This window comes from Anaerolineales bacterium (assembly GCA_015075625.1).
Lineage (GTDB): Bacteria > Chloroflexota > Anaerolineae > Aggregatilineales > UBA2796 > UBA2796.
In genome coordinates this window covers 1497713-1511285 of the sequence record JABTTZ010000001.1, presented here as the reverse complement: position 1 = coordinate 1511285, position 13573 = coordinate 1497713, and the positions used below count along the sequence as shown (strand labels likewise).

At 50.6% G+C, this 13573-nt stretch carries 14 protein-coding genes and 1 pseudogene; 4 read left to right on the top strand and 11 right to left on the bottom strand.

Annotation, left to right across the window (positions count from 1 at the left end):
• Positions 1–200: 200 nt before the first annotated feature.
• The 11 genes and pseudogenes from HS103_06320 to HS103_06270 form a co-directional block, all read right to left on the bottom strand.
• Positions 201–635, bottom strand: a complete 435-nt coding sequence (locus tag HS103_06320) for a hypothetical protein (GenBank protein MBE7512414.1) — start codon at positions 633–635, stop codon at positions 201–203.
• 64 nt (positions 636–699) lie between these two features.
• The gene (locus tag HS103_06315) at positions 700–948 is read right to left on the bottom strand and encodes a hypothetical protein (GenBank protein MBE7512413.1); all 249 of its coding nucleotides are present in this window, start codon (positions 946–948) and stop codon (positions 700–702) included.
• 14 nt (positions 949–962) lie between these two features.
• A complete protein-coding gene (locus HS103_06310) occupies positions 963–1409 on the bottom strand; it encodes a hypothetical protein (protein ID MBE7512412.1) in 447 nt (148 codons plus the stop codon).
• A 37-nt stretch (positions 1410–1446) separates the two neighbouring features.
• Positions 1447–1791 (bottom strand): hypothetical protein, encoded by a 345-nt coding sequence (locus HS103_06305; protein ID MBE7512411.1) that lies wholly within the window; start codon positions 1789–1791, stop codon positions 1447–1449.
• Positions 1792–2167: 376 nt separating this feature from the next.
• Positions 2168–2632 carry a PIN domain-containing protein gene (locus HS103_06300; protein ID MBE7512410.1) on the bottom strand — a complete coding sequence of 155 codons (465 nt, stop codon included), beginning with the start codon at positions 2630–2632 and terminating at the stop codon, positions 2168–2170.
• On the bottom strand, positions 2613–2837 hold the full coding sequence (locus HS103_06295) for a hypothetical protein (GenBank protein MBE7512409.1): 225 nt from the start codon (positions 2835–2837) through the stop codon (positions 2613–2615). Before HS103_06295 ends, HS103_06300 begins: the two co-directional genes overlap by 20 nt.
• Before the next feature lie 148 nt (positions 2838–2985).
• Positions 2986–3234, bottom strand: coding sequence for a hypothetical protein (locus HS103_06290; GenBank protein MBE7512408.1), 249 nt, complete (start codon positions 3232–3234; stop codon positions 2986–2988).
• Positions 3235–3549: 315 nt separating this feature from the next.
• Entirely contained in the window at positions 3550–4479 is a 930-nt protein-coding gene (locus HS103_06285) for an SWIM zinc finger family protein (GenBank protein ID MBE7512407.1), read from the bottom strand.
• Positions 4479–7215: pseudogene (locus HS103_06280) on the bottom strand (DEAD/DEAH box helicase). Before HS103_06280 ends, HS103_06285 begins: the two are co-directional and overlap by 1 nt.
• Before the next feature lie 387 nt (positions 7216–7602).
• Positions 7603–8466, bottom strand: a complete 864-nt coding sequence (locus HS103_06275) for a DUF790 family protein (GenBank protein MBE7512406.1) — start codon at positions 8464–8466, stop codon at positions 7603–7605.
• The gene (locus HS103_06270; GenBank protein ID MBE7512405.1) at positions 8466–9275 is read right to left on the bottom strand and encodes a DUF790 family protein; all 810 of its coding nucleotides are present in this window, start codon (positions 9273–9275) and stop codon (positions 8466–8468) included. Before HS103_06270 ends, HS103_06275 begins: the two co-directional genes overlap by 1 nt.
• A 33-nt stretch (positions 9276–9308) precedes the next feature.
• On the opposite strand from HS103_06270, the gene HS103_06265 reads away from it, so the two are divergent.
• The 4 genes from HS103_06265 to HS103_06250 all read left to right on the top strand — a co-directional run bounded on the left by HS103_06265 (position 9309) and on the right by HS103_06250 (position 13485).
• A complete protein-coding gene (locus HS103_06265) occupies positions 9309–9683 on the top strand; it encodes a hypothetical protein (GenBank protein ID MBE7512404.1) in 375 nt (124 codons plus the stop codon).
• Between the two features lie 562 nt (positions 9684–10245).
• Positions 10246–11592 (top strand): SIR2 family protein, encoded by a 1347-nt coding sequence (locus HS103_06260; GenBank protein MBE7512403.1) that lies wholly within the window; start codon positions 10246–10248, stop codon positions 11590–11592.
• 379 nt (positions 11593–11971) lie between these two features.
• On the top strand, positions 11972–12571 hold the full coding sequence (locus HS103_06255; protein MBE7512402.1) for a transposase: 600 nt from the start codon (positions 11972–11974) through the stop codon (positions 12569–12571).
• A gap of 38 nt (positions 12572–12609) precedes the next feature.
• Entirely contained in the window at positions 12610–13485 is an 876-nt protein-coding gene (locus HS103_06250; GenBank protein ID MBE7512401.1) for a hypothetical protein, read from the top strand.
• The last annotated feature ends 88 nt before the right edge of the window (positions 13486–13573 follow it).

Below are 13573 nucleotides of genomic sequence, written 5' to 3'. Positions count from 1 at the left end.
TCTCCGCGATCAAGCCGCTGTGTGCGAAGGCGGGCGAGCGAAGCGAGGTCGCCAGCACGCGCGGCGCAGGCTGCCGATAGAACAATATGATTGGAAAACAATGGCCTTGTCGCTGTAACTGTTCAAGCGTCTGAATAATCGCCTGTAAAGACTGTGTACACCTCTATCCAATCACTCAGCATCCCATAGCTCTGCCAGATTTACGGTGGCGATCCGTCCTCAAAGCCAGCCCGGACTGCTGTATTGCTCGACTCGCTCATCAAAGTGTTCCTCATCGTGTACGACATCGCATGATGTTCCTGGCTATCTTCCACCCAGAAGGTCACGATCTGCAAATCCCCTTTGTTCGTGGCGATCTGCGCGTCCATAGCGACAAAGCAATCTTGATAAACACCATACGTCTTGATGATCAAGACTAGACCTGTAGCATCGGCTCGTTGATACTCCTTGAAAGCTGCTTGTTTTGCTTCTTCCACGCTTTCCAGCCCATCATGGGTAACGAGCGCTGTACCTTCATAAAAAAGCTGGTAGCCGCAGTTGAACTGATCTGAAAAGATGGCAATCTGAAACTGGTCAAGCATGGCATAGGCAACAGTGTTCGATGCCGTGTTTTCGGCAGGAATCCAGGTGATCATATCTGGTGTCCTTTCGCGGTTATGTGACACAAGCAGTGAAACAGGATATGTTGTGAAAGAGGGCTTAGAGGTCGTTTAGGACAAGATTGGCGCTGATGTGGAGTATCTCATCGGGAGTTGCTTGCTCGGCGAGAGCAATGAAATCTTGGATGGTAACATTTCCGAAATTCACGGCCAGCAGGACATCTTGCTGTGTGGTTTCATTGCGACCTGGAACACAGAGCCTATAGTCGGTACTCAGGCAGTAGCTACAGTCTTGAATTTTGACAGGAATGCCGATCAGTAAAGCCTTGAGAACGAGAACTGCATTCATCTATAACCTTCCTGCTATTGGGATCGGCGAAGTCGTGGTGTTTGTTGCTTATATCGCTCAACCAAGTCCTTGTTGTGATATCGGGATATGTATTCTGCAATGCACTGATGTTCAATCAATTCACCCAACGCCACCTTACTGTTCACGATTAACCATCGTGGTTGATTGTTTCGTCTGCGGGTTTCGGCATCAGGCCAGGCCCAGATCGCAATGAACAAATCCTGCTTATCCGGCGACAGCAGGGGTGTATTTTCGGTTACTCGTGTGAGTTGATCATCGTCTTCGACCACCAGCCCGAAGGTAATATCTTCCACTTCGGTGATAAAGTCTGATGGACTGTGATCAATTCCCAGCTCATCAGTCAGCGCTTTGCTGAAATGCTGCAAATTCATGTCGCGGACACTTATATTGTCATCACGCAGAGCCTTTAGTGCGCCCAACGCATCATCTCGTAGTGGCATATTCCGTCCTTTCTCGTGAATTGGTCTTCAACTATGGTCAAGTGTGATCCTCAAAATCCTCAAACCACTGGCCCAATAAAGATCGACGCAGATAATTCTTCGCGTCACATGAATCACACGAAATCGGCACAAGGGTTATCAAGGTCCGAAGGAACAACTTTCCGCATTCAATACAGGCATGAACGTACACGGTGATACCCTTGCCGCCTGCGTCGGTGATGCTGTCACCTGCTTCAAGGTCAGCACCATGCCAACCGCCAAAGTGGATTGAGCCAGCAAAAATGTAATGTTTTCCTCCACAACCGTTGCTGCCAATAAGAACCAAGTTACTTGGTGGCATTGGTGTGAGCGAATCGGCGCTGTCTCTGGTCGTTTGGGACATAATTTGTTCTCCTGAATAGGATGCCGATAAAAAGCCAAACTGAAGGAACTCGGTGCTTTTCTACTGCGCCTTCGCCTAGATGGGCGCGTACCGCGCCCTTGATATTCAAAACTTGGGGTGGTGTTTATGAGCGTTTGTGTGCAGGGAAACAAGCCAAGGTGGGGATCACGGACGTGAGGCGCGAGTGGCTAGGCGGGCGAGCGAAGCGAGGTCGCCGCCGCCGCGCCGGAAAAAAGGATAGAATATTCTCTGACTGAGAACATTCGATCGAACCATCGGGCTTTCCGGGTAGTCGGGGTCATCTGATCTGCGGCTTGTTCGTTGTTCAGTGCCACTGCAATGGCATTCGTAGTTGACGCTCGTTTCGAGGGATAGCTCAGAGTTTGACGTCTTGTGGCGTGATGATGCGGATAAGATGGTTAAACCGTTGAAAATCGACGATGTTCAGTGTGAACAACAGCGGGATTTGATAAGCCATCATGGTAGCGACGATGTTTGCATCGTGAATTTGCTTGCCGCCCAGCGACACAGTTTCCATCAATTTGTAGAGTTCTTGCGACACGGCAGGTGTCTCATCGGCAATTCGATAAGTGGTCTCAAATTGCCGCAATTGTTTCGCAACATCGCCTGGAGGAATAGGTTGAACGTAGGACTGCGGACGGGTTAACACATTCGCATATTCATGCAGGACTTGTCGGTTAAGCCATAACTCGTGTTGGCGGATTACCAGCGCTTTTAACGCCGTTTGGACACTTATGTGATCTGGAGCCATCTGAATGTGTAAACGAATGAGCGCGTTCGTATCCACAAACAGACGGATTCTAGCGTCCGTCGTCGTCATATAACTCTTCACGACTCAGGAAGCGCAAGGCTGGATGGTTTGGGTCGACGACCAGACTTGGAATATCGAAGATTGCCCGTTGATCATTCTGGCTTGGTGAGGCAGGCCGAATCACCACCTCGACATCTGCATCCTTGAATTGGGGTAGGTCCAGTTTGAGTGTGCCGTCCTGCCCAACATGAGTTGTCATTGTTACCATCGTCATTATAAATACCTTTCGTTGTCTTGTCCTTATTTTATCAGCGTTTTATCCAGTACGATTACATTGTTACTGTCTGCTTATGAGCCAATGGGAACATAGTGACTCCCTCGTTTACTCTCCCACAATTTACGGGAGCGATGGCGATCCCGTCTTAAATATTTGCCGATGGTAAGCCCATTGAATCGAGCAGGTGTATCATGTCAATCCGCTCGATGCCAAGCTGATCAGCCATGTAGCCTTGAGAAAATTCACCATTCATGTATCGTTCATGCAGCATACGAACTCTGGCTAGAATGCTCGCGGCGCTTTCTGCCTTTGCGACTTCAGCGATAGGCTCACCCGTTTCATCGGCACGCGCTAGAAGGTATTGACCAAGTGGTTCATTCTCATCAATCTGCATCGTTATTTGGATCATCATTCCCTCGATTGTTCCAGTAAAGGCTCTTTTCTATGCAATTATGAAGGATATTTGAGGTTTTTGCCTCACTAGGAGCGAAGCAATAGCGTCACATAAATGTTGTAGGAACCGAGGCGGTGGCCGACGTGATCAAAGCCGCTGTGTGCGATAGGCGGGCGAGCGTCAGCGAGGTCGCCCGCACGCGCGGCGCAGGCTGCCGAAAAGCCATTCAAAATCGGTTGCCTGCGGAAACGTCGATTTCAGAAATTGATTGACAAGATGTTGTGAAATCGGATTTAGCATCATGTCGACCTAGAGTCAGACATTGTTGTTCCTTAGCGTGACAGCAGGATACTGCTCAATCTCTGTCGCCACGCCAAGAACCTTATCCAGCGCATATTTGCTCGTTTGCGTGTAGATCGCTTCGAGCGTTGGTTGCGTCGCATCAGGCGGCGAACCAAGGCGTTTCAAAACACCAAGCCTGACTTCCGGCGGGGCAAGATGAATTGCAATTTCATCGACATTGCCGACTTTCCAGAAATTGGGAAGGTCAGCTTCTTGAAGTGGTGAAGTTGCTATCGGCGCTAAGTCACCGGGCACATCTTGCGAAACTTCACCCGATGTACGGCGCTGCCGAAGCGCGGCGATCACTTGTTCGCGGCTGCGTCCGCGCGGCGTGAAGATCAGGAAGGGATCAGTGTCGAACTGCTCACCCAGCAGATAGTACACGGCGGCAATGTGCTTGCAAGGGTTGGCGTAATCTGGACACGAGCAGTCCGTGATCAGGTCTTTACCATGCGCTGGAAAGAGGCTGACTTTTGCAGACTTGAACGCCTCCTCGATATCATTAGGCATCTCCCCTGCCAACAACTTGGCGGCAAAGATAGCCTGTGCGCTCATGGCATCTATCACACGCTCCCATTCCGGATCAGAGAGGATTGGCAGCGCAATTTTCACGCGATATGGCTTGGGCATCGATCCTTGCACCTGCGCCGACACAGACCCCGCGCCAATTTTAATGTCTATCACCTGTCCGGCGCGTGCATAGCTGCGACCACGCTGCAAACGGCTGCCGATTCCGTAACCTTCAAGTGTGGCGATCCACCTTTTGGCCCACCATGACTCGGCAAATCCCCCGCGTGTAGATTTGGCCTTGATCCCCTCGGCAGGCTTGCGCGGTGGTCGATATTGTCCGTAGGAGCCATAGCCGTAATCATCGTAGTCGCGTCGTTTACGTCTTTTAGGCATCAAACCACCTCTGCTTCACGCAGCGCTACCAGTTCGCGCAACTCACCTGTGCTGAGTTCGGTCAACCAGCTTTCATCAGCCCCAACAATGCTTTCGGACAACTGCTTTTTGCTTTCAATCATCTCATCGATCCTATCTTCCAGTGTGCCCGCACAGATAAACTTATGTACCTGTACATTGCGGGTCTGTCCGATACGGAAAGCGCGGTCTGTGGCCTGATTCTCCACCGCCGGGTTCCACCAGCGGTCAAAGTGAAAGACATGATTCGCCCGCGTCAGGTTGAGTCCCACACCGCCAGCCTTGATGGACAGCAGAAAGATCGTTGGACCTTTCGTGGCCTGGAAGCGCTGAATCATCTGCTCACGGTCTTTGACTGGCGTTGCACCGTGCAGCCACAGGGGTTCATCGTAGAACGTGTCGCGTAGATAAACCCGCAGTAGCTCGCCCATCTCCGCGAATTGGGTGAAGACCAGTGCCCGATCTCCAACTTCATAGATTTCTTCAAGCATTTCAGTCAGCCTCGCCAGCTTACCGGAGCGATCCGCAATCTGGCTGCCATCTTTGAGAAATTGCGTCGGGTGATTGCAAATTTGCTTGAGTTTCATGAGCATCGACAGCACTAATCCCCGCCGGACCATGCCTTGTCCTTCGGTTTCGGCTTGCTCGATCTGTTCCATTGCATCTTTGACCACTGCCTCATAGAGTGTGCCCTACTCAGTCGTCAGGGTGCAGTAAACCTTCATTTCCAATTTGTCGGGCAGATCGCTGATGATGGCCCTGTCTGTCTTTAGACGGCGTAGAATGAGCGGGCCGGTCAGCGCTTTGAGTTTACGCGCAGTGTCTTTATCGCCAACACGCTCGATGGATCCGGCAAACTGCTTACGGAAGGATGCCTCGCTGCTCAGATAGCCGGGATTGAGGAAGTTCAAGATCGACCACAGTTCACTCAATCGATTCTCGACGGGTGTGCCAGTCAAGGCAATGCGATTGTCGGCGGTCAGGGCGCGGGCGGCCTGGGCTTGTTTGGTGGAGGCATTCTTGATGTTCTGTGCCTCGTCCAGCACCAGTGTTGACCAGTGAACGCTTTCGAGCATTGCCCGATCCCGCGCCAGTAAAGGATAGCTGGTCAGGACAACATCGTGTCTGGCTGCTTTGGCGGCAAAACTATCGCCGGTGCGCCGCTGAATGCCCTGGTGGATCCATCACCCGCAGGTCGGGCGCGAAACGTTGTAACTCACGCCGCCAGTTTCCTATCACTGAGGTTGGGCAGATCAGCAGCGTCGGCTCACTCACCTGCAACACATGGCGCTCGTGCAGCAGCAGCGCAATCGCCATTACGCTCTTGCCGAGGCCCATGTCGTCGGCCAGACATGCGCCAAGTCCGAATTGTCGCAAAAAGGTCAGCCACGAGAAGCCGCGCTGCTGATAGGGCCGCAATGTACCTTGCAGCGCCGCCGGAGTCGGCAAGACTTCGATCTTTTCCGGTGACTTCAGACCGGCTAGCGGGGTTTTGATCCAGCCCTCTGCCCCGACCTGTTCTACAGGAAGGCCAGCGACCTCTGCAACGTCCCCTTCGAGGCCGACTTGTAATGCATCTTGAAGCGTAATCTGATCGTCGGCCCGCTCGAAGAACTTGAGCGCGGCCTCAACCTGCGTGCGATCCAGGGCGACCCATTGCCCCCGTAACATGATCGGCGGCTGTTTGAGGGCGGCCAGCGCCTCGAACTCTTCGTGCGATATGGGTTCACCGCCAACCGCAAGCTGCCACTGGTATTCCAGAAGCGTATCCAGTGTTAGGAGCGATTTGCTGGTCTTCTTGCTACTCTTGATTTTCGCTCTGACCTTCAAAGCTGCTGATTTACCAGTCCACCAACGTGGCAGGAGTACATTAAAGCCGCTGCTCTGCAACAGGGGTGCAACTTCCGACAGGAATGTAAAGGCTTGTGTGCTATCCAGGGCCGCACGGCGCGGCGTTCGCTATCGCAAACTGTGTTCAATTGGTGGAAAGATGCGTGCTGCAAAACCCAATCCGGCTAGCAACCGTTCTTGTGGATTGTCGAAACGCTCACGCAAGTAGCTGACTGCCTCGCCTTTCCATATCTGTTCTGCCTGTACCAGCAGACTGGGATCGTCGGTTGCTTGCAACAGGTAATCCAGTGTCCATTGGCCTTCCGGGTCAGGCGGTGCGCCGACTCGAAATGTGATACGAAAGGCTGCATTGCCCGCAACCAGACTCTGTTCGGCCCATTGTTTCCAGTCATTGTAGAGTTTCTCGGCCTGTGCGCGGGAGAGCGCCAGTTTAGGATTGCCGCTGGTTAGGGCAGTTAGCCAAATCCCGCCTGGTGTGTGACTTTCGCGTAGGCGTAGTGCTGCTGCCGATTCGCGGATCACGCAGTCGGCCAGATTGTCCACAAATTCGGTCAGCAAGTAGCGGGCTGTGGGCGCTGTGTCGGGTTGTTCGACAACGGCCCGGCAAGCAGCAGGCATACAATTCACCAGTGATGCGAATGGTTCAGACTTTTCCGTTTGCCAGCGAGCATACAGGCCGTCCTCATCGGAGCGCAGGGTCGGAACGACCTGTTGGGCAGCAACCAGACTCAGACTGTACAGCGCTGCCTTGCGCCAGAATTGCAGGTCTGGACTGGCGGTGAGCTGACGATGCTCCGGCAGGGTCAGGAAGAAATCGATGGCGTTATCTAGCCCAAGCTCGATCCCCTCGACACGCCACCCTTTCATCAGGATATCGCCAGATGATGCTGGGGCAAACCCGTAGGCTGCCAGTTCGGGTGAAGGAACCGGGAACTTTCCCTGTGTAGGGAGCCATATGGTGTGTACAGTGGACGACGTAGCACGCTTAGGTAGACAGTCAGCCAATATTTTCTGCACTGATGGTGCGGAAAGAACAAATAGGGTGAGATGCTATCTTGGGCTGTCGTCCAGTGCGAGATCGGACTAGCTCATCGCATTCGGCCCAAATGAGAACGTTTCGATTTTCTGGTAGATAGGTTGCATGAAAAATAGCAACCATAATCTAAAAATGTGCCTTGCCTCTTGCGCTTGTACTACGGAATGCGTCGGATGACGCACAATCGTGTTTACACATCGGACATTTTATACTTCAAGTTACACTGCACAACTTTCTACGGCTGCCATAACTTCCTTGATGACAGGCCGATTGGGAAAGTAAAGTACCTCACCAGGTACATCCGCCAGCTTTTCTGCTGCTAGGTTAACGCCTTCGTAAACAAGCAGTACCAGATTCTTTAGGCCAGCTTCCCGTACCTTGGCAACTTTGCGGCGCAGGTAATCCGGATGCCAATAGCCAACTATTTCGATCAGCGCCCGACGACCATCTTTTTTGTGCGCCAGTGAGAAGTCAGGGATCATAACAGTATCTTTCAGAATCACGACCTCATCCTCGCGCTTTAGTAGCCACTGACCACGTTTGTCTCCTAATTTCTCCTCGAACTGCGCAGCGAAGTCTTCTTCTAGTTTGCTGTCGAACAGGCCGCTAGCTTTGAAGTGGGATTGCAGAGGGGTGGTGTTATCAAGCGCGTAGACGATGGGCTGATCAGTGCGTGAACCGCGAATATCTGCCGTCATTCCCCAGCGCTCGCCGAGAAACAAGGCAGGTAGAAATGCGGCGAATTGTCGTCCATAGCGTATCGTTGAGGTTACGAAGGGCGAGATTGGACCATCCAACTGCACATGGTAACCGCCATTTGGCAGCGGTGTGGCTTGGAACATCAATTTGAAGAACTTGAGGTAGCGCCAGAAATCTTTGTAGTTGTCATAAATATCAACACGCACCTCACTGACCCAGTACAACACACCACGAGCCAGTTCCATGTTGTAGCGTTGCAGTAGATCATCCGCAGTCCATTCGCGCCCGACATCGCGCAGAATATATTCGACGGGACGATCTGCGAATAGGGCTAGGTCTAAATCTTGGGCTGTAGCGCCCAGCGCCGCAGCAACTTCGGTCATCACTTCATTACGGGTTCGCCGCGATTAAACAGATCAATTCTTGGGTTGATGGGGCCACAGGCAAAGAGTTTTTCGCGCACCTCAGCAGGTGTGAACATTGTTTCCACCGGGCCGAAGGTGGCTGCGTCTTCCAGTACCTTTGCCAGCCCTCGGATCACAACATAATCTATACGCTCTCCTTCATACTTTTCGAGGGTCTCTTCCCAAGCGGCATAAGGTTTGCCCATGAACGTATTTAGCAGGGCGATCAATTCCCGTGCTGTTTGCTGCCAATGACGCTGGCTTACATCTAGATAATCTACCAAGAGTGAATCGCCTTGTCGCCTTATACGAGGTCTGACGAGATCACCGGTGAGCATATTGTTTCCCTCTCCGCCGTGCTTTTTGCTCTTCGATGGTCTTACGGGCAATGACCTCATACAATACCGCTTTGCGGTTAACTGGCTGCCCACCAGATCATCAATAGGTTTGGAATAAACAATCGGACCAATAAGTTCATCGACTCGCCAGCGCCCATCCCCCTGTTCATATTCTTCTGGATAGGTAGCCGTCAGTCCGAGCCGACATGGAGAAGGCGACATTAACGCTGTTTCTCCCCAATTCGGTGCAGGGAGGTGGTGAACTTCGTCGAAGATGATCAACTTGAAGGCGTTTCCGTGTCGTGCCACCACATCCCCGGCGGAATGATACGTTGTGACTGTAATTGGCAAGGCAATTTTTTCTGCGCCGTAATAAACGCCGATCTCTGTGCCGAAGGCATTGACGAGTCGTGCATACCACTGATGGAGAAGTTCGATTGTTGGAGCCACAATGAGAGCAGAGCGCTTGACCAGGTGGATGGCGTGGATAGCAACAAACGTTTTTCCTGCGCCGGTGGGCAGTACAACGCTTCCCCGGCGGTTGGCTTTGTCCCACGCTTGCAGCGCTTCGTCCTGGTAATCGTGGGGCTGTCGGTTATCCTGAAGCTGGCAAGACAGCCGTTCCCATCGAGGAACATTGTCATCGACAGCAGCATCTTTGATCCAATCCAGCAGAGTCGGGTAGTGGTAGGCTTCACAGCGTCAATGCTCCTTGATCCATTGGAAAACCGCAGGCAGATTTTCTGCCTGGTCTGGACCTCGCAGCACGAGTGTACCGCCATCGTAAGACATACTTACAGATTGTTTGTTTTGATCACCTTTAACCACAAAGTGCCTCAACTAATTGGAAATTTCTAATTTAAATACGATTATTTATGTTGACATCAAGTATAGGATAAGCTCTCAGTAAATCGAAATTTGTGCCAATTTCTGTTGCTTCAAAGATATGCTTTTTGATATACGATCATTGACGGAATTATTGGAGATTCTCACCTATAAGGCGATCCCAGCAACTCTTTAGCAAGATGCCGCGAATTCTGATGTGAATTGTTCGAAATTCTGGTCTTTGGCTCTATGATGCTATAGGAAATTGTGAATAGATGCCCACACATACATTTCGTGAGCTAAACGACATCCCCAAGAACGTTGACGACGTACTGTGGCCGGACCTCGATTCTGTATTTTATCGGCGGTGCAGCGAGGGTTTACAAGCACTGACCAGCGTTTGTGAGGCTTCGAGCCAAAGGCAAATGTCATTTTACGTGGGGGCCGGAATTTCAGTCTACAAGCCAAGCCGACTTCCAGTGGCCTATGCAGTCATCAAATCTCTTTTTGAGGAATGTGTGTCCATATCTATCCCAACTTGAAGCGGTTTTCTGGGCAGTTAGACGATGCCTTAGAAAAAAGCCACTACGTTCTAATGGAAAACATTTTCCAGCATTTGTATGAAACTGTTCACCCCAACCCATTTCACGCAGGTCGTGTTTTTGATATTCCTTCCAATCCCCCAAGATTCAATATCAATCACACGTTTCTGGCACACTGGCTGCGATCAGGACGTGGAACTGTTGTGACACCAAACCTAGATCCGTTGATCGAACATACTTGGCAAAATATTGTAGGATATAGTTCAGACCAGTTGACCATCATTCGACGACCCACCGAGTTTGGGGGGTGGGATCGATTGATCAATCATCCTGATGTGCTTTGGAAGCTACATGGTTCATCCGATGATCCAGAATCATGGGCGATCACGCTATCACGGGTTGGGTTTAGTTTGGATGGGGCACGCGCCGATTTTGTAAGGCATCTTGTCAAGGAACACAATGTGTGTTTCATTGGCTATCGAGCCGCAGATTTAGACCTGTTCCTGCCTATCTTGGAAGCTCATACTCGACGGAAACAGGACAAGGGTAAACTGTTTTGGGTATTTTACTTCCGAGAAGGTTATAAAACCCTTGCCGATTATCTACAAGGTGAGGCAAATATCGCACAGCTTTTTGAGGTTAATGCAGACTGTATTTATCCAATTGTCACCTCAGCGGAACGGCTATCAACATGGCTTCAGCAGCGTTGCCTTGGTGTCACACCAGTTTTACCGCCAACTTCTTCTCCTATACCTGAGTATGACTACCGCCAGTGGTTTACCATTGATCTGCAATCAATTGGTGAATTGGCAACACAAAAACTGATCGGGTATGCGCTTCGAGTTCTAGGCAAATATGAGGAATCAATTGCCGTTCTTAATGATGCAGTAAGCGTGATTCTGCGAGATGAAGAGCACCTAACCCCAGCGGATGAACACCTCGTCAGGCGAACAGCCCAATTGCTGCAAGAAAGTGCGCAAACATCTTGGCAGAAAGAAGATTATCTAAACGCTATAGGGAAGGTAAAGCGGGCGCAAAAGCTACTGAAACGAATCGGAGGTGGCGATCCTGGCAGCGAATTTGGGTTAAACTCGATGATCCTGGATGCAAAAATCCCATTGACGGCAACTGAACGCATCGCTGCCTTTTTAGGGATGATCAAACTGCATTGGCGGTTTATCCAATTGTCCCGCCATCCAGGACCGGGCTTCTCTCCGATTCTTGGACAGGGATTGTGTATATATCACGAAGCAAAGTTCACAGAAGAAGCACTCAAAAGAACACCGCTTCTACGGTTACCTGCTGTGCGTCGAATGTTGATAGCATGGTATGATCGTGCGGAAAAGCTCATCAGGAAAAGCGAGTTTCTCAATTCTATTCCCGGTGTCAAACGCAGATAGGCTTTTTTGTGGATATCTATCGACGCGAATAGAGCAGTTCAAGAAATGGCAGAGGCTATCCGAATATCCAGAACAGTTAGTCAAGCACATCACGAATTGAGCATTGATCGCGCTCGGTCACTGTTGAAACAAATAGATAATCCCGTTGCCTATGCACATCTATCAGAAATCATCAACGATGAAGAGAAAAACCGATAATATGTCACGATCAGATGGGATAACCCACTCAGATCGTGATACGCCCTCAATGTCTCTTCGGTCATATCTCTTCTGCTCAAACAACACGCCTTATTGTCAATTTTAGAAAATTTTGGTTCTTGCACACTTTAGGTGATCGTTGCTAGCGGATGGCAAGACCAAAAAGGATCACTTCCGTGAAATGGTCTTAAATGCCCTGATGGACAAGGGTATCCACGCCAAGACCCTACTGTTTGATAGCTGGTATGCCTCCGTGGATAATTTGAAGTTGATTCATCGCGCTGGTCGTTACTTTGTGACCACGCTCAAAGCCAATCGTATGGTGAGTTTGAGTAAAGCGAGCGGCTCTATTCATTTGGAGGCGATTGAATGGACAAGCGACGCCGTAGAGCATGGTCTGTCGGTTAAGCTGAAGGAAGTTCCCTTTTATGTGCAGTTATTCAAGCTAGTTGCCCCAAACGGTGACATTGAATGGGTGATTACAAACCAGCCCCCAGGCACTTTCTCCAAGTCCGACATTCAAGACGCGAATGCCGTGCGTTGGCAGATTGAGCAACTGCATCGGGAACTCAAACAATTGACCGGGAGTGAAAAGTGCGAGTGCTGCAAAGCGCGTTCACAACGCAACCATCTGGCTTGTTGTTATCACGCTTGGCTCTCGCTGAAAGTTAAGGCTCACCAATTAGGCAAGAGCCTTTACGAGGCGCAGCGAGATTTATTCCGCGACTATTTGCGGGCAGAGTTACGCTCACCACGCCTTTCTGCCTTTGGCATCAACTAAAGCGAAAGTCCTAAGATGATGTTTCTTCCGGAGAGTTATTGTTCACATCCCCTACTCAATTAGGTGCTATATACGATATTGCATGGGATTCTACTGAAACAAAGATTATAAGCGGTACAGAAGAGATAGATGGTGGTGAGTTAAGAGTCATTCCTTTGGATGCTGCTATCCTCTCTGAACGTATTGGTGGTCCAGGTCTCGCTCTTGAGACAAGTCCAAGTGGGTTACAAATTGCAGTAGGAACAGTGGGAGGGAGGGTAATATTAAGAGATACTACCTCATTTGAATATATAAATATCCCGCCAATCACAAACGAAAATCTTCAACCAATTTTCGCTCTTTCATGGCATCCTTCCCAAACCCTTATTGCTAGTGGGCATCTTGATGGGATGATACGGATTTTGGATATAAATTCAGATAGGATTCTACAGGTATTGTCCAGTGCAAACGTAATAGGTATGAATGCAGACTATAGTCAACTTATTTTGGCATTGGCATTTGATTCAACAGGAACACGGTTGCGCAGCTTCAACCGTGAAGGGCGCATTCGCGTGTGGGACACGCAGACATGGGCATTGATCGCCGAACAAATTGTGCCGGGTCCGATTTACGCCGCCGATTGGGACAAGACGGGAACGACTTTATATTACGGCACAGATTCCAGCGATACCACGAGTTGTTCGCGCCCCCGATTTGCCGTCCCCTCCCCCCACCCCCACCGCCCTCCCGCATCCGATCTTCCCTCCCCCCGGCGGCGGCGACCCCGCCTGCCCCGGCGGTGGCGGCGAATGGATGTGGGTCGATGGGGAGTTGATCTTCGTCTGCGGGGTGAGTTGGGAGTAGGGCGGACGGTGGGTATATCCACAATAAGAACGCTACATTTGCCGGCAAAGCCTGCCGACACCAGTTTGTAGAATATCCGGCATGGAAAAGGCGTTGCTCAAGCGCTGTGCCATTTAATGTTTAAATACCCACGAACCATCCTTACAACCATTCAGGATA